The sequence below is a fragment of the Nostoc sp. 'Peltigera membranacea cyanobiont' 232 genome, assembly GCF_002245985.1.
Lineage (GTDB): Bacteria > Cyanobacteriota > Cyanobacteriia > Cyanobacteriales > Nostocaceae > Nostoc.
In genome coordinates this window covers 29,913-50,301 of sequence record NZ_NOLK01000016.1, presented here as the reverse complement: position 1 = coordinate 50,301, position 20,389 = coordinate 29,913, and the positions used below count along the sequence as shown (strand labels likewise).

Below are 20,389 nucleotides of genomic sequence, written 5' to 3'. Positions count from 1 at the left end.
TCAATAGGAAATATCTCAACTAAAGTTGGATAGTGATTTCATCCTAACTTCTCCATCAGTTATTAGTCATTACCAATAGACATGTAGTAGTCAAAAATTTACTTTTTAGTGGCTGGAGCCTTTGGGAAGATTTTTGAGAAAGTTATGGCAATTTATGGTTAGTTTTTCGGTATCGGTCACATTGGATATCATCAGGAGTTGACAGTTGCTCTAAGTTTATTGTTGTAGCTGGACAAAAGTTCAACTTTTTTACTTTCTAGTTAGCAAACTGTGCGCTGCAATGCTTCGATACATACGCCTCTGAGGGCGCTGTGCCGCACTGTACTATTTACCAGGAGACTACACCAATGATGAGAGCTGAAGATATCATGACCAAAAACGTAGTTACCATTCGCGGTTCGGCGACTGTTGCTGAAGCAGTGGCGCTGATGAAGGAAAAAAAATTGCGGGCGCTGGTTGTGAATCGTCGCCATGACAATGATGCTTATGGTATCGTCACAGAAACGGATATTGTCTATAAGGTAACTGCCTACGGTAAAGATCCAAAGCAAGTTTGGGTTTACGAGATTATGAGCAAGCCCTGCATTGTAGTCAATCCTGATTTGGGTGTGGAATATGTAGCTCGGTTATTTGCTAACACTGGTATTCATCGGGCACCTGTGATTCAAGGCAAGCTGTTGGGTATCATCTCGATTACCGACATTTTAACCAAAAGCGACTTTGTAGAAGCCCCAAAAGCGCTACTGCTGGAGGAGAGAATTCAAAAAGCAATTGAACAGTCTCGCGCTATTTGCACTGAACAAGGTGCTTATTCTAAAGCCTGTGCAGCCGCTTGGGATGAGGTAGAAGAACTTCAAGCAGAAGCCGCTCATCAGAAAGCTGAGGGTATGGTATCAGCCAAAGTCTCTTTTGAAGAATACTGCAAGGAAAATCCAGATGCACCGGAATGTCGAAATTATCATCCGTAATTGAAATGTGAGGATGAGGGGAAGATGGGGGAGCAAGGGAACAATTATTATTCTTCATCCCCCTCAATTTACCGTTTGGCAACTCGCATCAACAAAAATAGACCGATTCCCAAGAAAAGAAAGTTGGGCAACCAAGCGCCCATAAAGGGAGAGAGGGCACCTGCTTGCGCGATCGCACCACTAATAAAGAAAATTAAATAGTATGAAAAAATAACTACAACGCTAATCCCAAAGCTGGTACCTCTTCCAGTTCGCTGGGGTATACTTCCCATTGCTGCACCTACTAAGCCAAAAACTACGCATACAAAGGGTAAGGAAATTTTTTGTTGAATCCGCACTTCGAGTTTACGAATTTTTTGGCGATCGCCACCGAGAAGTTCTACTTGTAGTTGATCTAGTGCTTCGGCAATATTCATCTCACCATAGTCACGGCTTTTTTCTGCCAGACTTAATGGCGTGCGTGGTAGTTGCAGTTGTTGGTGTTCAAATCTGACGATGTTGCGGTAGGAGCGATCGGCTGCAACAAAATAAATAGTACCGTTGTAAAAATCCCAGACATTTTGAGAAGGATTCCACTGGGCAGATTCTGATACTACAATTTGATTCAGATTTTTTGTTGAGCGGTCTATAATTGTCAAACCTTTCATCCGCTTACCATCAAATTGGTCGGCGTAAAACAAGCGTGTCAATATTCTATTTCTAGAGCCATCAGGCTGTGTAACATCTTGGTATTCAGGATAGAAAATATTTTGCTGATTAAAAGTGGGCTTGTCTGATTTAAGGGCTTTATCCAGAGTCATTGCTGCTTGGTAATTTGCTGCCGGCGCAATTTGTTCGTTGAATACAAATGTCATTCCTGTGACTACAAGACTCAACATCACAGCAGTTAGCACTATGCGATAGACACTGACCCCACAACCACGCAGGGCAATTAGTTCGCTCTCACTAGAAAGACGACTGTAGGTCATCAAAGTAGCCAGCAGCGTAGACATGGGGAAGGCTAAAACGATAAAGTTGGGAAACTTTAACAAAAAAACCTGAATGGCAATGTCTATGGGTAGCCCAGATTCTACAATTTTTCTGATCAGATCGAATACAGCATCAATTGTGACACCAAGTGATGAAAAAGCTCCGACACCAAAGAAAAACGGCGCTAACAATTCGCTAGCAAGGTAACGATCCATGATCGTAAAAGGTAGCAGCGAACGGAGCTTGTAGAAAGACGGGAAGTTCTTTGATATCATAAGCAATTTGAACAGTTAAATATTGGCAACCCTGGTGAAGGCAGGAACTTGAGGCAGGAGCCAGAATAAAATAGTCTTCGTATTTGGTATTGAAGCCTAAGTTCTGTATCTCACTTCGTTGCAAACTCCTATATTTAGTATCAGTATCAAGACTGAATTCTCAATGACTGAGAAAGCAGAATCAGAGAAAATAATAAATTTATAATTAAAATTAAATATAAAAATAGCCTTTGAAATTATTAACTAAATAATTGTAAATTTAAACTTGAAAATTATCCCCTAAATAATATTGCCGCACGAGGGAATTGCTGTAGAGTTCGTCAGCAGCACCAAAAGCGAGAATTTGTCCCTCACGCATGATGTAGGCGCGATCGGTAATGGCCAGGGTTTCGCGGACATTATGATCTGTAATTAAGATTCCCATGCCGCGATCGCGCAGTTGTGCGACAATTTGCTGAATTTCTGAGACTGCGATCGGATCGACTCCCGCAAATGGTTCATCCAAAAGTAAAAATTTTGGCCCTTCTCGGCCAGCAGCTAAAGACCTTGCTAATTCAGTCCGCCGTCGTTCACCACCAGAAAGTTGAATTCCTTTGCTATTGGCTAATTTTTCCAAGCGAAACTCCCGCAGTAAAGTTGTGAGTCGTCTTGACCACTCCCATCGTGGCACATTCGTTTGCTCTAGCACCAACAGAATATTATCCTGTACCGAGAGTTGGCGGAAAACACTTGGTTCTTGTGCTAGATAGCCAATACCCAGTCGCGCCCTTTGGTGCATTGGCATTCCCGTAACATCCAGATTACCCAGCCAAACTTTTCCTTGATTGGGCTTTTCTAAACCTGTGGCAATGTAAAAGGTCGTCGTTTTACCAGCCCCATTGGGGCCTAGTAAACCAACGACTTCGCCCTGAGCAACAGAAAGATTGACACGATTGACAATTACTCGCTTGCCGTAAGATTTGTGAATATTCTCTAAAACAATTTTCACGCTGGAAGCACCCTTTCTTGGTGATAAATGCTAATTAGAAGGCTTCAAAGAGGGTGTTTTTGGGGCAGGTGTCGCGGTTTGTCCACCATTATCTGATTCCTCGATCATGTAGATAGACTCTACCTGACGGTTAGATTGGGGTAAGGCAACAAATCGCCCTTCATCAATTAAATACGTTACCTTCTCTGCCCGAATACTGTTACCGCCCTGTTGCAAAATATAGACGTTGCCACTGAAATCAATTCGGCGTTCTTTACTAAAGTACTGTGCTTGGGCAGATGTTGCCTGAAGTTGACGAGCAGGATACAACATCTGCACGTTGCCGCGAGCGGTGATTACTTGATTTTTCGCGTCATATTCTTGCACATCAGCGCGGATGGTGAGGGGGCGATTGTCTTTAGATGTTTGTGCAGTAGCGGTTTGCACTTGGGTAGGGAAGGCAAAAGCGCCCCAGAGTGCAGCTGGGAGCATTAAAGCTAATCCCAAGCGACGTATCTGGGATATGGGCAATTCATAGCAGGGCATCATAGCAATTGGGGATTTAGGATTTCAGCTTGCATTCTAATTATCTCAAGTACTTTATCCAGATATGAAATATCCAATCTGGAGTGATTTCCGATAACTACTGGCTGAAATAGTGACGCTACCCCCAACCTCAAGGTTTCAGGTAATTGGCATCTGAGTAAAAATGACGTAGGCACAATACCCTGCGGGAAGCCGCTTTGCGTCTACATGAATTTTGCCTACCAAGGATTTCGGGCAACGCATAACTAATTTGACCGGGTGTCTAATCAGTAGTCAGCACAATTTTAGGTAAAGATAAGACCTGATTTTTACCTAGATCGCCTGATGTAATCTTATCTGGCCCGATTTGTTGTAATGTCGCCAGCAATGCTGCACTCTGACTCAATAGCTCATCTACATCAACACCGCCGTAACTAGATGGGTAACGGCGCAGGCGATTGCCGCCTTCTCCAAGTAGAATTACTGCACCTCGCCAGTTGCGATTCTCTAAATGATACAGCGCTACAGAAATTTGGAGAATGCCTTGATAAAAGGTTTTTTCTGGTTCGCTGGCTTCAATCCATAAAGCCTCTAAAGTGTCATGACAGGCGTAGAACTGACCAGAATTGAACTGTTCTACGCCTTGCCAAAACTCTTGGGGGATGGTTTCGCTCATCCCATGCTGTCTCGGACTTCTTTAATTGTTTCGAGAGAGATATCTTGTTTTTCGCCAGCAAACTCGTTGTCAGGGGTGAGGAACAACATGCAATGGCACTCTTTGCGTTCTCTCATTGGCACACAGGGACAGTTCCAATATGTGGCATGGACTTCAGCCTCTTTATCTTCATAATGGCGACAGGGACATAAAGGCGCACCTAGTTCGTCTTTATGTTTGGCTAGCCCTTCAATCACAACTGCGGTAACAGAAGGTTCAGAACAGAAGTATGTTCCAGTCCGCTTGGCGTATTGTTCGGAAAAATGCCGCATTGCCTCTAGGCTTCTATCGCTGGATTTTGTGTTATGTTCTGATGTGATCATGTCGCTCATAATTTTAAATATTTCTTTGCATTGTACCTCAGCCTCATGTAGGGATTACTGGGTGGATTTCCCCAACCTTGCCTGCCCAAATTGTTTTAGTTTCGCTCAAAGGCTGATATGTCCGGCGTACTGGGATCAAACAAAATTTCAGAAATCACAGAAGTTTTATTTGAATGGGGACTGGGGAATGGGGAAGAAGCAAGGGAGCAGAGACCAAGGGAGAGTAGTTTTCTCTTCAGCAAGAGCAGCACCCCGCCCCTCTGCCTCTTTTCAATTCCCAATTCCCAATAATTCCTGCAATTTATAATAAATGTAATGTTTTTTGTAGCTGGGGTTGTAGAGCGCGATCGCTCTGCACAAAAATACCAGGACGATCCCGATTGATTATCTCTTGTTCTGGTGGTGAAGAAATATTTTGCCACAAAACCCAGCGACTACCTTGAGGAAGAGTAGCAAGGCTCAGGAGGTTTTGAGTCAGCCAAATCAAGGGATAACTTTTAGGAACTACTGAACTGGCATCTTCTAGGGTTGTGGTTGCAGCTAAAGTTTCTAAAACAAAGCGATCGCCTTTGATTAAATCTGTCGATGCTGTCCACAGTTGTACCTGTAATTGCTGTTGCTGTGCGTAAAAGTACAGCGAAGCTGCGGCAATTACTGCTTGTTCAAAGTTTTCTTCTTCCCAATTGCTAGCGTTGTCCAGGGCAATAACTATTTCTTGTCCACCTGTTACCATTTCTAACTCCCGCACCCTTAATTCACCATAGCGGGCGCTAGTTCGCCAATGAATTAGACGGGTGGGATCTCCAAGGCGATAAGGACGGAGCGATCGCACCAATCCCGTTGTCGCTGTCTGTAATGGTCTACCACGAGGATCGCCTCTTTTGCTCTCTTCTTGCCCCATTTCGTCTACTAAGGGGCAGGTAGCTAAGGGTAAGATTGTAGGATAGACGATCGCTGTGGCTGCACAATCACGCTGACGGCGACACCAAAATAATCCCAAAGGCGCACCAGAACCTAGTTCGACTGTGTGCCAACGATAAATGCCCCGGCGCTGGGTAGGGTGGTAATATACCCAACGGTAAGTACCTTGGCTAGGAATTGTTTCGATTGCTTTTTGTACTGGTTTGCCTAAGACGAAGGGCAAAATATCCTCGACTTGCAACAAACTTACAGGCTGCTGTGTCTGATTGCGGATTTCTAATTCCACAATTAGCTCGTCACCTGCTGACACAGGTTGTATGGGACGGCGAGTGATGGATAGACCTGTGAGCGATCGCGGCGGTAAGATGGCTGCTACACCCAAAAGGGCAAAACTAATGCCGCTAATAGCATACAGCCAACCAGCCATCGTATTAATACCTGCGCCAAAAAAACAAATAGCGGTCGCTGCTAGTACCCAACCCCCATAAGTAGGGGCACAAGCGCGGGTTTCTAACCAATTGGTGATGGGTTTGATGATTTTCATGTTTCTTTTTTAACCCAACACTACCCAAAATTCACAGTGTCTCAGGGGTTGTGCCTGATGTTCTTATCGAAACCGCTCTATATTTGGTTTATAACTGCTTGCCATTTAAGCAAATTCATCTTCAGGACGTAATTCATTTTCCATTTCGTTTTCAACTTCCTTGTTCATAAAAACTCTTGTCCTGGTGGGTAGCATTTCCGGCCTTGATAATTCGTATCTTTTCCCCTCTATAAATGGGTGGTTTACATCTATAAATTTGTAATCGTATATCATTAAATTATGGAATGTAGGTAGATAGGTAAAAATATGACAATTACTACCGACTTAAAACAACTCTATGAAACTGATGAAAATTTATGGTTAGAAGAAACCATTGAATTATTAAAACAACGACAGTTTAACCAACTGGATTTAGAAAACTTAATTGAGGAATTAATCAGTTTGGGGAAAAGAGATTTAGCTAAAGCAAAAAGTCTTTTAAGGCAAATTATTATTCATATATTATTACTCCAATATTGGCAGGTGGAATATGAAATAAACTATCGTCATTGGATTGGAGAAATTAAAACCTTTAGATATGACTTAAATAATCATTTAACGACGAATTTAATAAACAAGTTACAGGATGATTTAGAGAATATTTATCAAAGTGCAGTTGATTTTGTGAAAATTAAAACCGATTTAACGATTTTTATCGACAAGTGTCCTTACACTCTTGTTCAATTATTAAATGAAAATTATTTACCTTAAATATATAAATTTTATCTGAGTTTTGTGAAATTAAAGCAGCATCGAAAACCGATGTCTACGATGGTCACTGAGCTTTGTCGTTGGCGCATCCTCTCATAGAGAAGTGCGGGCTACGCCTACGCAATATCACAAATATTCATGAGAATTGCCTTTTTCAGTCCTCAGAGATTAGTTAGTTAGATTCTTCAAAAAGAGACGGAAAGTTACGACGACCACTTACAACCCGTAGAATTTCGATACCATCATCTAGCACTTTGTAGAAAACGATATAGCCTTGCAAGGATACACCTCGGAGGTCTGGACGAATTTTTGCGTAACTTTTACCACTGTTTGGAAAGGCAACAATTTGTTGACACTTGCGGTTAAATTCGCTAAAAAATCGCTCTCCCGCATCAAGGCTAGTTTCGGCAAAGTAGTCGGCAATTTCATTGATATCTCGGCTGGCAAGAATGTTGATGATGTAGCGACTCATGCTTGCGCCTGATGTCGTTGTTGAAACCGCTTTAGAATTTGGTTTACGAATGTCTCCCCATCAATAGATGGCGTTTGGTCTGAAGCTAAAATCGCCGCATCAATTTTTTCTCGCACATCTTCGACCCATTCAGCATCAGCGCGATCGTATTCATCCAGTAATCTTAAAGCAATTTCAAGGGCTTCTTCTGCGGAGCGATATTTCCCAGCCTGGAGCTTGGTTTGAATAAATCGTTCTTGGTCGGGTGTGAGGCTGATGCTCATAGAAAACCTCTATTTAGATTATTCACCATTTTAAGTGAAAAAACTCACCAGAATACCGACGGCGAGGAGCTATGTCTAAGACGGGCTGTTCGGTGACGCACTATGTATTATTATGATGGAATTAATGAGCGATGTCTACGACGGGCTATTCGGCGTCGCACTGTAAATCTATGCTGTGCTTTAGCGATCGCTTTTTGTAAGAATACCTGCTGGCTAGCGATCTGTCTTTACCAATAACTTGAGGATCTAACGTTACACGGCGTTGATTATGCTGATTCTAGATGAGTGACCAGAATTTGTTCGGTTCTTTCAGGGGGTTTCGCTCCAGTTGCAACAGCATGAACCGCATGAAAAATATAGGCAGAATAGTACCGATGAGGAATTGTTCATAGCGTTGTGTTAGGCTGCTGGCGCTGGGCAACCTGGATTAACAACCTTAATGCCTCATTCACTGCTTCATCGTTGGGAAAAGCTTGGGCAACATCGGGAGCTAAAAGTACTAGGTTCGTTTTTGTACGATACCGTTCAACATATTTACCTCTAACCCCGCTTGCCATTTGAGCGAAGTCGTACTCAGGACGTAATTCATCTTCCATTTCGTTTTCAACTTCCTTGTTCATAAAACCTCTTCTCTTGGCGAGTAGCATTTCGGGCGCTGATAATTAGTATCTTTTTCCCTCTATCAGTATGTGCAACAACTAAAAGTTGTTCAAACCTAGATAAGCCAATAATAACGTAGCTACTTTCTCTATGAGACTGAAATGATTTCAAAGCTGTCTTGATGACCAATTCGATAAAACAAGAAATCAGAATCGAGGGTAAGAATTTGACGATACCCTGTCTTTTCAGCCGTCAAAACCAATGTAGCATCTGCTAAATCCATTGGGCGATCGCGGTATTGTTCCATCAGCGCCAACAAACGGCTGTAATCACTCTCCTGAATCTCGTAAACGGTCAGCAGTTTATCTAAAAGAACCTGCCCCAACTGTTTTTGCATTTGCCAGGCGCCACGATGCAGGGCAAGATACATGGCTTCTGTCAGACATGACCAGGTTGTGACAAGAGGCTTTGCCAAACCCATAACCGCAGTTCGGTAAGGCTTGTGCTGGGGTTGGGTCCGATCAACTAAACACAATAAGACTCCTGCATCGCACAGGATCATAGCTCTAGCCCTTGTTGCCGATATTTGTTGAGTAGGAGTTGCTGATAGTTGCTGACTGGTTCATGTGGAGATACCTCTAGGGAATCGACAGCCTCAAACCATTGTGACCATTTTTCCACAAGCGTTTCATCAGGCTGACTGTCAGCATTTTTAACTTGATGTTTCTGGATCACAAAATCAATGAAATCGGTCACTTCTTGGAGGAGTGGTTCGGAAAGTTGCTGCAATTTTGCAATGGTAGTTTCAGGAATAGTCATGATAATTGCCTTTTTCAATCTTCTTCATTTTTACTCAAAAATTTGACTAAATGTATGGCAAGGGCGTAAGCGTAGGCCATCGTAGACATCGCTTTCTATTTAGAAAAATGACGAAGCTAGGCGGTACTAGATACTCTGACATTCTCAAACAAGATACTGCCCCAGTTGCTCATGAGTGGGAACATCAGCAGGTTGAAAGGTTTTTAGGTCTATTTTTGATGGTTGGGCTAATGCTGCTAAACGGTTACATTGAATGGCAATACAACGATCAAAGATATTTCTCACAAATCTACCATTTCCAAGTTCTCCTATTTGATGTTCAAATTGATTCACTAAGAGACACACTGCTTCCAGAGTCTTCTCTGAGAACAGATAGCCATGCTGTTCACACCTGACTTTAAAAATCTCGGTTAACTCGGATGGACAATAGTCTTCAAAGTGAATCGACCTTGCAAATCTTGACTTTAGACCAGGATTAGATTCAATGAATCGAGACATCTCCCCTTTATATCCTGCAACAATAACTACCAGATCCTCTCTGTGATCTTCCATCATTTTTAAAAGAGTATTGATTGCTTCTTGTCCGTACATATCGCCGCGTCCGTCTGGAACAAGAGAGTAAGCTTCATCAATAAAAAGTACACCACCAAGAGCAGATTCAACTACTTTTGCTGTTTTGGGTGCTGTTTGTCCCAAGTATTCTGCAACTAAATTAGTTCGGTCTACTTCAAGAAAATGGCCTTTTGATAAAACACCAAGATTTTTGTATATAGCGGTTATCGATTGGATGAGAACACCAAAGTCCTTGCTGTCAAATCATTTCAGCAAAGTTTTTGTATCTCACTGAACTGCACACCGCTATATCTCGCCTAAAATCCTAGCTACTGTGGTTTTGCCTGTTCCTGGATTTCCCGTGAATACGAGGTGTCTAGTGATTGAAGGAGCTTTTATACCCGCTTGAGCTTGCATCTGGGCTACTTTTGCAATATTTACCAACTCTTGAACGGTAGATTTTACAGCACTTAATCCAGTTAATGAATTAAGTTGATCTAAACATAGCTGAAGCTCATTAGTGACCACTTCAGGTTGATTAGCATTAATGTCAGGTTGCTGAGGTTGTTTGTGAATCTCTTTACAGACTTCTGCTGCCCATTCGTTGCCTATTTGTTTAATGTGAGTACCCAATAAGTTACGAGCTGTTTTTATTGCATTTTCTTTAGAAGGAGCTTCAGTAAAAAACAAGCAATCAATCTCTAACTGCTTTTCAGGCTTTTCTAAAAAATTATAAGCATCATCAATGGTACTCCAAGCAGCCCATAACCAAGAATTGCCTGAAGCACAGATACTAAAGACTGTAGAATTCCACGACATATATAACACCAGACGGTGAACACAATGAATTACACAGTGTTATATTACCCACTCAGGTATCAAGATATTCATTTCCCTATTACCACAAAATAAAAAGCCCGCAGATGCGGGCTTTCTAAATGAATCAAGTAACTAAACTTACCGTTTCGCCAACTTCTTCGACATCTTTCGCAGACGAATTGATTGGGGTGTAACTTCCACCAATTCATCGGCGGCGATGTATTCCAAAGCACGCTCTAGGCTCATGTCTATCGGTGCTTGCAGTTGCACTAATTCATCGCCACCAGCTGCGCGGTGATTGGTTAACTGCTTAGTCTTACAGATATTCAATTCCAAATCTTGGGAACGAGTGTGTTCTCCCACAATCATACCTCTGTAAACCTTTGTGCCGGGAGTAATAAAGAACGCTCCTCTATCTTCGGCATTTCTCATGGCGTAGAAGGTAGAAACGCCTTCTTCAAAGGAGATTAAAACGCCTTTGTTACGGGCTTCAATGTCGCCACTCAGTTGACGATAGTCTAAGAAGCTGTGGTTCATGATGCCTTCACCACGAGTCATCCGCATGAATTCACCCCGGAAACCAATCAATCCACGGGCGGGAATGACAAACTCTAACTGGGTGCGATCGCCACTACCTGGTTGCATATCTTGCATTTCGCCTTTCCGTTGTCCCAGGCGTTCAATACAGCTACCCACAGCATCAGCAGGAATATCTAACACCAAAAGTTCGTAAGGTTCGCAAGGTTGACCGTTGACTTCGCGGTAAATTACCTGTGGCTGAGATACCTGAAACTCGAAGCCTTCCCGACGCATGGTTTCAATTAAGATACCTAAGTGGAGTTCCCCACGACCCGAAACGAGGAATTTATCGGGAGAATCGGTTTCTTCGACCCGCAAAGCGACGTTGGTTTCGAGTTCGCGGAATAGGCGATCGCGTATTTGACGGGAAGTCACCAACTTACCTTCTTGACCAGCAAAGGGCGAATCGTTCACCCAGAAGGCCATTTGCAAGGTTGGTTCATCCACTTTTATTAGTGGTAAAGCTTGCGGTTCGTTGGGATCGGTAATGGTTTCCCCAATATAAGCATCAGCGAAACCAGCCACCGCCACAATATAACCTGCGGTTGCTTCTTCCATGTCTATGCGCTTTAGTCCTTCAAAGCCCATCAACTTGGTAATTTTACCCTTGACAATGGTGCCATCTTCTGTAATTAAAGCTGCTTGTTGTCCTGAGCGGATCGTACCGTTGTGAATTCTGCCAATGACAATCCGTCCCAGATATTCAGAATAATCTAGGGTTGTGACTTGTAATTGCAGAGGCTTAGTGCTGTCGCCCACTGGTGATGGAACGTGTTTCAGAATCGCGTTAAACAGGGGTTGCATATCTACCGATTCTGCTTCCAAGCTGTCTTTGGCGAAACCTGCCATACCGGAGGCAAACAGATAGGTAAAATCACACTGGTCTTCATCTGCCCCTAATTCCAAGAACAGATCCAAAACTTTATCAACAGCAACGTGGGGGTCAGTTTGTCCACGATCGATTTTGTTGATGACAACGATGGGGCGTAGCCCTTTTTCTAAAGCTTTTTTCAGGACAAAGCGCGTTTGGGGCATGGGGCCTTCGTTGGCATCGACAATCAGAAGACAGCCGTCAACCATGCCGAGTACGCGTTCAACTTCGCCACCAAAGTCGGCGTGTCCAGGAGTATCAACAATATTAATTAGTGTTTCTTTGTAGCGAACCGCCGTATTTTTAGACAGGATAGTAATACCCCGTTCCCGTTCTAGGGCGTTGGAGTCCATAACGCAATCCGGAACGTCTTCGCCTTCGCGGAAAATGCCGGATTGTTTGAGGAGTGCGTCAACCAAGGTAGTTTTGCCGTGGTCAACGTGGGCGATAATTGCGACGTTGCGAATTGGGAGCGTCATAGAAGCTTTTGGTGAACTCTAGAGGGGGTTTTGATATTTACATTTGAATGCTAGGCTTTTTTAACAGAATTGGGTATGATTAGCAAAACTCTGTAAAGAACCTTTAATAATTCTAGCGTAATCGTCACAATTGCGGTGAGGTTTGTCAACGCTGCTGAGATGGAAAGTTAGGCAGGCTAATTTGTGTGTTTAAGGTTAAATTATTTACGTGATATTGTTAGAAACCTTAACCGAGGTAGTTGAAGGGTGGGTAAATGTCTGGTTAAAGTTGCTCAGATATTTTATGTACCGTAAATTAGCTTGACTTTTGCAACTATTGACACCAGCATTTCTAACTAGTGTTGTCCTCTCAAATTTCAATGTCTGGAGGCAGTTTTACCAGCGAATTTTTGAGAAATTAAATACCATCACTACCCCCAAACTTAGATAAGTTTTTCATGTCAGGAAAAATAAACTTTTTTCTCTAGATATAGAGTCGTAAATTATTTGCAAAAATCAATTAACCGCAGAGGCGCAGATAGGGGTATCGGAGATTTTCACTACTCATTATGGTCGGAATTGATCGCTCCTCACTTTGTTTAGTTAAGCGCGTGCTAATAAGGGAGCAGCAGCTAGTAGGGTTTTGGTATAAGGGTGCTGAGGATTGGCAAAAATCTTTTTTGTCAGACCGATTTCAACAATTTTACCGCCATTCATCACGGCAATACGATCGCACAAAAATCGCGCTAACCAAAGATCGTGGGTGATGAACAGATAGGTTAACTCAAATTCTTCTTTTAATTGCAACATCAAATCCAGCACTTGCGACTGCACGCTAGCGTCTAACATACTCACTGGTTCATCGCAGATCAAAAGTTTGGGGTGAGTAATCAAAGCGCGAGCGATCGCAACTCTTTGCTGTTGTCCACCAGACAAATCTGATGGATAACGCTCATAATACACTTCTGGCGGTGTTAAACCAACTTTCTCTAGCATCCACAAAACCTGTTCTTTGGCCTTAACAGGATCGGCTAGATTGTGGATAAATAAAGGATCGGCGATACTTTGTCCCACCGTCATCGCTGGATTAAGACAAGCATGAGGATCTTGAAAAACCATTTGGATTTGTCGCCGTGAGGAGCGAATTTCTTGACGCGACAGTTTAGTTAAATCTTGTCCTAAAAACTCTACTTTGCCACTGGTGGGGCGAATTAGTTGCAAAATTGTTCGTGACAGCGTACTTTTACCACAACCTGATTCCCCAACTAAGCCGAGAATTTCTCCTGCATAAAGATCCAAGTCAATCCCATCTACTGCTTTTATTGTCTGGGTTTGTGTCTTAAACAGTCGTTCGATAAAGTTAGGTTCTATGGTGTAGTATTGCTTGAGTTCTGTAAGACTCAAAATTGGGGATTGCTTATTAATAATCGGTAATTGCTTTTCTGAATCATTGGCAATTATCAATTCTCCATCATCTTTTACTGCTTGAATGTGTAAAGCTGCTTTTAAGAGCGATCGCGTATACTCATGTTGAGGCTCCCTAAATACGGTTTCTGTAGAACCCATTTCGACCATTTTGCCTTGGTACATAACGCCAATGCGATCGCAATATTCAGCCACCATTGCTAAATCGTGAGAAATCAGCAACAATCCCATGTTTTCTTCACCACACAGGCGAGTTAATTCTTTCAATATCTGCGCGGAAACGGTGACATCTAAGCTGGTGGTGGGTTCATCAGCAACAATCAACTTGGGGTTGAGGAGTAAAGCTAAAGCGATCGCAACCCGTTGGCGCATTCCACCGCTAAACTCATGGGGATACTGATTCCAGCGACTAGCCGGAATATTTACCTTTGCCAATGTCGCAAGTGCTTTTTTTTTGGCTTCCCGCGTTGATAATTCTGGTGAGTGCGCCTGGAGGGTTTCGATACAATGCTTACCAATCGTCATCAGTGGATCGAGGCGTGTCATGGGATCTTGGAAAATTAAGGCGATCGCTTCTCCTCGAAATTTCCGCAACTGGTTAGGCATCAAATCAAATACCGACTGTCCTTGAAATGTCACCCGTCCCTCAATCCGACTAGAGGCTGGTAGTAAACGCATTACTGCCCTTCCTATAGTTGACTTTCCACAACCCGACTCTCCCACCAATCCCATTTTTTCACCTGGTTGCAAGGTGAAAGATACATCATCAACCGCCCAGCTTGCCTCTTCTCCACTCCGTTGAGGATAGGCAACTCGCAGATTTTCGATACAGAATAAGGCTTCACTCATAGTTAGTTATCAGCCCTGGGCTACCAGCTTTTATAATTTCAAATTTAAGATAGTCTATCAGATTAGTATTAAACCTCCGCTATGCAAACATCTTTATTGTCTTAGCGAATCCTTGAGAGTAGTGATTTATACTGCTTGCATCACTTTTTACTAGTTAATGTTAAGAGACAAGCAAGTATTTTCACTATTAAGCTAATTAATGTTCGCGATCTTGATGATAGCGATCGTTTATGCCTTACTCAGTTTCTAGTAGCCGTGAAATAAGCACGTCTGGTTTTCTACTAATAACAGACCTAACTTTATCTATAGCAGTTACTTCACTGATTTTTACAACCATTTCCCAGAGAGTATCTTCCTCTGTATCTTTGTTGTAAGTTCTATGTTTAAACCACAATAAATCATCCCAAACTCCAATAATTGTGGCGAAATACCACTTATCTCGTACTAGTATCCAGATTTCTTGTTCTAAGTAAGTCTTTAGAAGAGATTTCACAATGACTAAGATATGAAAAAGATTGTGCTACATATTAGGTAAGTATTAACAGCTAAGACAACAGTTAAAATACTGATATATTTTAGTGTCAATTATATTTATATGATTTAACAACTAGCAAGCATAAAATCTCCGAAAACTATGGTTAAGACAATATATAACCTAATAATTGCCTGAATTGGGGAAAAAATACCTGTATAAAATACAATTTCATGATTTAGTATTTGCTGTTACAGACAATAAGTACCTACTACAGCATTATCACTGAAGCCCAATTAGTGCGTATCCACCCAACCTAGCAGGGTTATTTTCTCCTTGGTATATTGAATTAGATCGGCCAGTTCCAGATATTGATAAGGTAGTTTAGCCGATTAATTCACCCATTTGTGGGAGGTAATTAGTAAGCCAATAAGTGTACTTTGATTATAGTAAGACCAACTGAAGATGGTTTGAAGCAGGATTTACGTAACAGATGTATCAATCATGTTAAACCTGATATTCACCAGATGTATAAACATCAAACCCTTGCTGGTTTCAATAGCTTTGTTACTGGCTGTACAAACTTCTGCCAATGCTGAACAACCCCTTCCTAATTTGACTCCAGCACAAACTCAAAGTTTATCCCGTGACTTAGTTCCATATAATTCTCAAGACTTTTTTAGGCAAGGAAAAGACTCGATTGAGAGAGAAATTCAAATTCTCAGACAAAGACAACTGTCCTCAGTTAAACCTGTTCTTAAGATTGATTTAGTCCGGCAGATTAAAAGGCCACCTACTCAGCAAAAAATCTAAATCTTATCTAAGTAAGAATTATTATGCTTCTATAAGACCTTGGATCGCTACTTGTTGTACTGTTAATTATTGAGCTATAGCACCTCAGCTATACCCCAGGCATAACAATCGCTATGCTCTGCTTTTTGTGAACATAGTTTGTACGTTTTAAATAAACTTTGCAATAAAATTTTACAATCTTAATTGTCTAACAAACTCATCAACGCTTGAATTTCAACGTCTTGCGGCTCTGACAATTGGCTCTGTAACCTTAATAATTGACTCTGCAATGCTTCCACTACATGGAGCATATTAGACTCTTGGGCAATTTTTAGCTGATTTTCTTTAATTTGGATCTGTTTAAGCAAGTCATTTTCAACGTGAATTGAGTTGTAATGTTGAGCAATCATAGCTTTACATTTTGTATCAATCTAATCTATGGAGTGCAATTAAATTTATCTCCAATGTATTATTCCACACTTTTATCATTTTTTTCTATCTGGTTATTTAATTTTCATTCCTCGTAGTTTTTATGGGTATGGCAGATTTAATCCACTATGTCGATATTTTTAGAGGCTTTTACAAAAATGGGAATTATGATATAAGATTGGTTGACTTAGGGGTAATTTTAGATAACGGACATTAATATTTACGTATGGATAACAGAAATACTAGGCACAGAGACCACGGAAAAATAATAGTTTGAGAGACTTTTTGCGTAAGTCCTCACAGATAAACTTGTCTGTTACTTCACTGAGTATTGTAGGTATTTTCAATAATTTTTTGTGAATGGCATGAACTTAAAGTTTATAAAGAAAAACATTTTTCCTTTTGTAAAAGTTATATCTACAGTGCTTATAACCAGTGCAATTGGATTAGAATCGTGGAATATTTATGCCGTACTAACTAATAGTAATGTACCAAGCAGCCTGAATCCAATTTTTTGGATTGAGCGTTTTGCTATGACGTGCCACTTTACCCTGGGTATTATAGCAGCTTTTTATGCACCTTCAATAAAAAAGATCCCAATCCAGTATGCTATTTATACTTTTTTTGTAGGCACAATTGGCTTGTTAGAACTGTTTGATCGAGATGGCGCTTCTACATCTTGAAGGTGTGAGATTTTTGGATTAGGTAGGTTGGTAGCGATCGCATGATGCACCATCAGATTATCAAATCCCCGCTACTGAGCAAAAGTCAGTTGCGGGGCTTTCTCAATGTAGGTCACTGGTGAATCTGACAGGCAGAAGGAGGTATAGTTTGTATAGTGAGTTTTTTGCTGCAATTTTAGTTTGATACTAAGGAATAAAAAAATGTCTACTGATACTCAGATAGTTAATTACGTTGAAGAAAGTGAATTTGATGTTGTTTTAAATGGAAGTGAAGAGAAAGTTGTTGTTGTTGATTTTACTGCTACTTGGTGTGGCCCCTGTCGGCTGGTTAGTCCGTTAATGGATCAACTCGCCCAAGAATACAAAGGCCGCGCTAAAGTCGTGAAGGTAGATGTTGACAGCAATAAGCCGATTTTCAAAAGATACGGTCTTCGCAGTATTCCAGCAGTTTTAATTTTCAAAGATGGCAATTTAGCAGAAACCATCGTGGGAGTTTCTCCTTACGAGCAGTTTAGCGAAGCTGTTCAGAAGCTTCTTGAGGTTGTTTAAACTTAATTCGTAATTAAAAAATATCCGATTCCTAAAAACGGCAATGACGTTTCAGGTGGTGCTTAAATTCCCCGAAGTTCGGTGCATTGAACTTATCACCACCTAAAGCGTAATTATGAGTTATACATTTTTAAGGATTCACTTTTCGCCTATAATGTGATTGCAGTAAACCACTAGAATATTGTTTCGAGTTAATTAGCTCCAATTGTTCTTCAGGGCTAGGCGGTGGGAAAAGCTGTATACCGCTACCTAAGATAGTTGGAATAGTTGAAATAATATATTCGTCAATCAAACTGTGCTGAAGAAACGAATTGATTAATGCTCCACCACCAACTAGCCAGATATTTTCAAAACCTTGAGCCTCTATATTTGCTAAGGCGTTATTTACTGGATCGGAAACAAATACAACGTCCTCACGGTCAGATTGGAGATGGCGTTTGGTGAAAACGAAAGATTTCTTCCCCGGATAAGGCCATTCATCAAAACCAAGCCCTACTTCATAAGTATTGCGACCCAAAACAATCGCATCAATGGATTCGTAGAAATCACTATAACCGAAGTCTTCCCCTTCAGTGTCAAGGATTGATAGCCATTCAATTCCTCCATCGCTGCGAGCAATATAGCCATCCAAACTAGCTGCAATGTAGAGTGTAACTTTCGTCATTTTACTTTCAATTAGTTACGTTTTTTGATTGTGCGATTTAAACCGACCTGCAATAAATTCTCGCTTAGATAAATGCTTTGTATTGCGTTTGGTGACTCGCTCTCGCCACATTTGGAAACTAGATTCTTTCATTTCGCGCCTCATTAAGGCAATTACCTGTTTCTCCAGCAACCCAAACTGAGCTTCAATAGCATCAAAAGATGTTCTATCTTCCCATGCCATCTCAATGATGCGATCGATGGTTTGTGAATCGAGGTTAGGTAGCTTCATTCCTTTTCTGGCAATTGGTAAATTTGAGCTATATACAACATTTTACTTTTCATTTTGAAGAACCGTTGTGTCTGCTGCACCCAGTTGCAAGGCATAGAGGTTGGCATAGACACCTTGTCGATCGATGAGTTCGGCGTGAGTACCTTGCTCTACAATTTGTCCCTGCTGAATTACTAATACCCGATCTGCTTGAGTAACTGTACTCAGGCGGTGGGCAATTACGAAACTGGTACGACCTTGCAGCAAACGAGCGATCGCAGTTTGTACTAGCGCTTCTGTGCGCGTGTCAATACTACTGGTGGCTTCATCAAGAATCAGAATTCGGGGGTTAATCAACACCGCACGGGCAATACTGATTAGTTGTCGTTGTCCCTGGCTCAGGGGCGCTCCCCGCTCACCCAATTGGGTTGTATAACCTTGTGGCAGTGAGGTAATGAACTCATGCACATTTGCCAGTTGTGCAGCCTCTTCGATATCAGCTTGGGTACTATAGGGAGCGCCAAAGGCAATGTTTTCGGCGACGGTACCACTGAACAAAATATTATCTTGTAGAACGATGCCAATTTGACGGCGTAGACCTGCTTGAGTAACGCTACGCACATCAATATCATCAATTTTCACTGCACCACTAGAGACATCATAAAAGCGCAAAATCAAGTTAATAATTGTACTTTTTCCCGAACCAGTCGGCCCGACTAATGCAATCATCTGTCCTGGATAGGCGTGCAAATTCACCCCTTTAAGAACCAATTGATCTGGGTTATAGCCAAACTTGACATTCTCAAATGTCACTTCCCCCTGAATGGGCGGCATTTCTGTCGCATCAGGTGCATCTTTAAGTTCTGACGGTTCATCTAGTAATAGAAAGATTCGCTCTAATCCGGCGAAGGCAGATTGAGCTTGGGTGTAAAACTGGCTGAGAATCTGGATAGGGCGGAAGAACTGCTGGACGTAAAGTAAAAAGGATGTCACCACACCCACTGTTGCAGATCCAGTGACTGCGAGGTAGCCGCCATAAGCCATCACACCTGCGGTTGCAAGTGTGTTGAGAAAATCGATGGAGGGCAAAAAGGCCGAAGTAATTGCTACAGCCTCAACGTTGGCATCACGATTGGCGGCGTTAAGAACGTCGAATTCTGCGATATTCATCTGTACCCGATTAAATGCCTGTGCTTCTCTGACGCTGCCAATATCTTCTTCCAACTTGGCGGAAAGCTGACCAATAGTCTGTCGAGTAACGCGAAACCTGGTTCTTGCCCAACGAGCAAACAAACTTGTGGTAAAAATCATCAGTGGCACAACCAGGTTGCTCAACAATCCGAGTTGCAGGTTGATGGAGAGCATGGCAATGATTATGCCGACCAAACTGAAAACGTTGCCCAACATTTGGGCGATCGTTAGTCCAAATGCCTGATTTACAGTATTAACATCATTTAGCAGGCGGCTCATTAAATCGCCCGCTTCGCTGCGATCGAAAAAGCTGAGGGGCAGACTTTGGATTTTAGTAAAAATATCTTGCCTCAATTGAGCCAGCAATCGCTGCATAATCCAGCCGACTCGAATAATTTGACCTCGGATTGCTAAAACGCCAAGTCCGTAGTTCAGCCCTAGTAGCCCTAATAACATTAAGAGTCCCTGCAAATTACCTTGGGCAATTAGGCGATCGACCGACCAACCGAGGAAAAATGGGCCAATTGCTTGGGTTGCGGCACCAATAAATACTAATGTCAGGGCGATGGGAATTTCTTTGCGATAACGTAGCAGATATTGCAAAAAGCGTTGCAGGGTGGAGATTTGCTTACTCGCTCGATCGTCAGATGCAACAACAGGAATAGTGCCTCTCATAGCAATTTTGGATTTTAGATT

General features: G+C 42.0%; 26 protein-coding genes. 5 read left to right on the top strand and 21 right to left on the bottom strand.

Annotated features, from left to right (window positions below):
- Positions 1-347: 347 nt before the first annotated feature.
- Positions 348-968: a CP12 domain-containing protein gene (locus CDG79_RS07925; RefSeq protein WP_189524919.1), complete on the top strand. Its 621-nt coding sequence runs from the start codon at positions 348-350 to the stop codon at positions 966-968.
- Between the two features lie 68 nt (positions 969-1,036).
- On the opposite strand, the gene CDG79_RS07920 is transcribed toward CDG79_RS07925, so the two are convergent.
- From CDG79_RS07920 to CDG79_RS07895, 6 genes are all read right to left on the bottom strand, one after another.
- Positions 1,037-2,152, bottom strand: coding sequence for an LptF/LptG family permease (locus tag CDG79_RS07920; RefSeq protein WP_094341654.1), 1,116 nt, complete (start codon positions 2,150-2,152; stop codon positions 1,037-1,039).
- Between the two features lie 319 nt (positions 2,153-2,471).
- The gene (lptB, locus tag CDG79_RS07915; RefSeq protein WP_094328037.1) at positions 2,472-3,200 is read right to left on the bottom strand and encodes an LPS export ABC transporter ATP-binding protein; all 729 of its coding nucleotides are present in this window, start codon (positions 3,198-3,200) and stop codon (positions 2,472-2,474) included.
- 30 nt (positions 3,201-3,230) lie between these two features.
- On the bottom strand, positions 3,231-3,728 hold the full coding sequence (locus CDG79_RS07910; protein WP_094341653.1) for an LptA/OstA family protein: 498 nt from the start codon (positions 3,726-3,728) through the stop codon (positions 3,231-3,233).
- 259 nt (positions 3,729-3,987) lie between these two features.
- Positions 3,988-4,380: a DUF309 domain-containing protein gene (locus CDG79_RS07905; protein WP_094341652.1), complete on the bottom strand. Its 393-nt coding sequence runs from the start codon at positions 4,378-4,380 to the stop codon at positions 3,988-3,990.
- Complete coding sequence (locus tag CDG79_RS07900; RefSeq protein WP_094328080.1) at positions 4,377-4,742, bottom strand: ferredoxin thioredoxin reductase catalytic beta subunit; 366 nt, start codon at positions 4,740-4,742, stop codon at positions 4,377-4,379. Before CDG79_RS07900 ends, CDG79_RS07905 begins: the two co-directional genes overlap by 4 nt.
- Before the next feature lie 301 nt (positions 4,743-5,043).
- Entirely contained in the window at positions 5,044-6,207 is a 1,164-nt protein-coding gene (locus CDG79_RS07895; RefSeq protein ID WP_094341651.1) for a DUF58 domain-containing protein, read from the bottom strand.
- Between the two features lie 306 nt (positions 6,208-6,513).
- Between CDG79_RS07895 and CDG79_RS07890 the strand changes: the two genes are divergently transcribed.
- A complete protein-coding gene (locus tag CDG79_RS07890) occupies positions 6,514-6,957 on the top strand; it encodes a DUF29 domain-containing protein (protein ID WP_094341650.1) in 444 nt (147 codons plus the stop codon).
- A 172-nt stretch (positions 6,958-7,129) separates the two neighbouring features.
- Here CDG79_RS07890 and CDG79_RS07885 read toward each other — a convergent pair whose 3' ends face one another.
- From CDG79_RS07885 to CDG79_RS07840, 11 genes are all read right to left on the bottom strand, one after another.
- Positions 7,130-7,429, bottom strand: a complete 300-nt coding sequence (locus tag CDG79_RS07885) for a type II toxin-antitoxin system RelE/ParE family toxin (RefSeq protein WP_094341649.1) — start codon at positions 7,427-7,429, stop codon at positions 7,130-7,132.
- On the bottom strand, positions 7,426-7,692 hold the full coding sequence (locus CDG79_RS07880) for a ribbon-helix-helix domain-containing protein (RefSeq protein ID WP_094341648.1): 267 nt from the start codon (positions 7,690-7,692) through the stop codon (positions 7,426-7,428). Before CDG79_RS07880 ends, CDG79_RS07885 begins: the two co-directional genes overlap by 4 nt.
- 386 nt (positions 7,693-8,078) lie before the next feature.
- Complete coding sequence (locus CDG79_RS07875; protein WP_094341647.1) at positions 8,079-8,312, bottom strand: hypothetical protein; 234 nt, start codon at positions 8,310-8,312, stop codon at positions 8,079-8,081.
- Positions 8,296-8,463, bottom strand: coding sequence for a BrnT family toxin (locus CDG79_RS07870; protein ID WP_223278052.1), 168 nt, complete (start codon positions 8,461-8,463; stop codon positions 8,296-8,298). Before CDG79_RS07870 ends, CDG79_RS07875 begins: the two co-directional genes overlap by 17 nt.
- A complete protein-coding gene (locus tag CDG79_RS45420; RefSeq protein ID WP_094341645.1) occupies positions 8,441-8,854 on the bottom strand; it encodes a type II toxin-antitoxin system VapC family toxin in 414 nt (137 codons plus the stop codon). Before CDG79_RS45420 ends, CDG79_RS07870 begins: the two co-directional genes overlap by 23 nt.
- Positions 8,851-9,111 carry a DUF2281 domain-containing protein gene (locus CDG79_RS07860; RefSeq protein WP_094341644.1) on the bottom strand — a complete coding sequence of 87 codons (261 nt, stop codon included), beginning with the start codon at positions 9,109-9,111 and terminating at the stop codon, positions 8,851-8,853. The genes CDG79_RS45420 and CDG79_RS07860 overlap by 4 nt, the downstream gene beginning before the upstream one ends.
- A 144-nt stretch (positions 9,112-9,255) precedes the next feature.
- A complete protein-coding gene (locus CDG79_RS43510; protein ID WP_223278053.1) occupies positions 9,256-9,882 on the bottom strand; it encodes an AAA family ATPase in 627 nt (208 codons plus the stop codon).
- Between the two features lie 87 nt (positions 9,883-9,969).
- A complete protein-coding gene (locus CDG79_RS43505; protein WP_223278051.1) occupies positions 9,970-10,482 on the bottom strand; it encodes a hypothetical protein in 513 nt (170 codons plus the stop codon).
- Between the two features lie 138 nt (positions 10,483-10,620).
- Positions 10,621-12,411: a translational GTPase TypA gene (typA, locus tag CDG79_RS07850; RefSeq protein WP_094341643.1), complete on the bottom strand. Its 1,791-nt coding sequence runs from the start codon at positions 12,409-12,411 to the stop codon at positions 10,621-10,623.
- Between the two features lie 582 nt (positions 12,412-12,993).
- Positions 12,994-14,664, bottom strand: a complete 1,671-nt coding sequence (locus CDG79_RS07845; RefSeq protein ID WP_094341642.1) for a dipeptide ABC transporter ATP-binding protein — start codon at positions 14,662-14,664, stop codon at positions 12,994-12,996.
- A gap of 235 nt (positions 14,665-14,899) precedes the next feature.
- The gene (locus CDG79_RS07840; RefSeq protein ID WP_094341641.1) at positions 14,900-15,157 is read right to left on the bottom strand and encodes a hypothetical protein; all 258 of its coding nucleotides are present in this window, start codon (positions 15,155-15,157) and stop codon (positions 14,900-14,902) included.
- Positions 15,158-15,640: 483 nt separating this feature from the next.
- Between CDG79_RS07840 and CDG79_RS07835 the strand changes: the two genes are divergently transcribed.
- The gene (locus CDG79_RS07835; RefSeq protein WP_094341640.1) at positions 15,641-15,949 is read left to right on the top strand and encodes a hypothetical protein; all 309 of its coding nucleotides are present in this window, start codon (positions 15,641-15,643) and stop codon (positions 15,947-15,949) included.
- A 179-nt stretch (positions 15,950-16,128) separates the two neighbouring features.
- Here CDG79_RS07835 and CDG79_RS07830 read toward each other — a convergent pair whose 3' ends face one another.
- Positions 16,129-16,338: a hypothetical protein gene (locus tag CDG79_RS07830; protein ID WP_094341639.1), complete on the bottom strand. Its 210-nt coding sequence runs from the start codon at positions 16,336-16,338 to the stop codon at positions 16,129-16,131.
- A 384-nt stretch (positions 16,339-16,722) separates the two neighbouring features.
- Here CDG79_RS07830 and CDG79_RS07825 point away from each other — a divergent pair, with 384 nt between their 5' ends.
- Positions 16,723-17,040 (top strand): hypothetical protein, encoded by a 318-nt coding sequence (locus CDG79_RS07825; protein WP_094341638.1) that lies wholly within the window; start codon positions 16,723-16,725, stop codon positions 17,038-17,040.
- A gap of 201 nt (positions 17,041-17,241) precedes the next feature.
- A complete protein-coding gene (gene trxA, locus CDG79_RS07820) occupies positions 17,242-17,589 on the top strand; it encodes a thioredoxin (RefSeq protein WP_094341637.1) in 348 nt (115 codons plus the stop codon).
- A 130-nt stretch (positions 17,590-17,719) separates the two neighbouring features.
- Here the strand turns inward: trxA and CDG79_RS07815 are convergent, their stop codons facing one another.
- From CDG79_RS07815 to CDG79_RS07805, 3 genes are read right to left on the bottom strand one after another with little or no spacing between them, the layout of a single operon-like run.
- Complete coding sequence (locus CDG79_RS07815) at positions 17,720-18,253, bottom strand: dihydrofolate reductase family protein (protein ID WP_094341636.1); 534 nt, start codon at positions 18,251-18,253, stop codon at positions 17,720-17,722.
- Between the two features lie 15 nt (positions 18,254-18,268).
- Positions 18,269-18,523, bottom strand: a complete 255-nt coding sequence (locus CDG79_RS07810) for a TIGR03643 family protein (RefSeq protein WP_094328016.1) — start codon at positions 18,521-18,523, stop codon at positions 18,269-18,271.
- A 42-nt stretch (positions 18,524-18,565) separates the two neighbouring features.
- The gene (locus CDG79_RS07805) at positions 18,566-20,368 is read right to left on the bottom strand and encodes an ABC transporter ATP-binding protein (RefSeq protein ID WP_094341635.1); all 1,803 of its coding nucleotides are present in this window, start codon (positions 20,366-20,368) and stop codon (positions 18,566-18,568) included.
- Between the last annotated feature and the right edge of the window lie 21 nt (positions 20,369-20,389).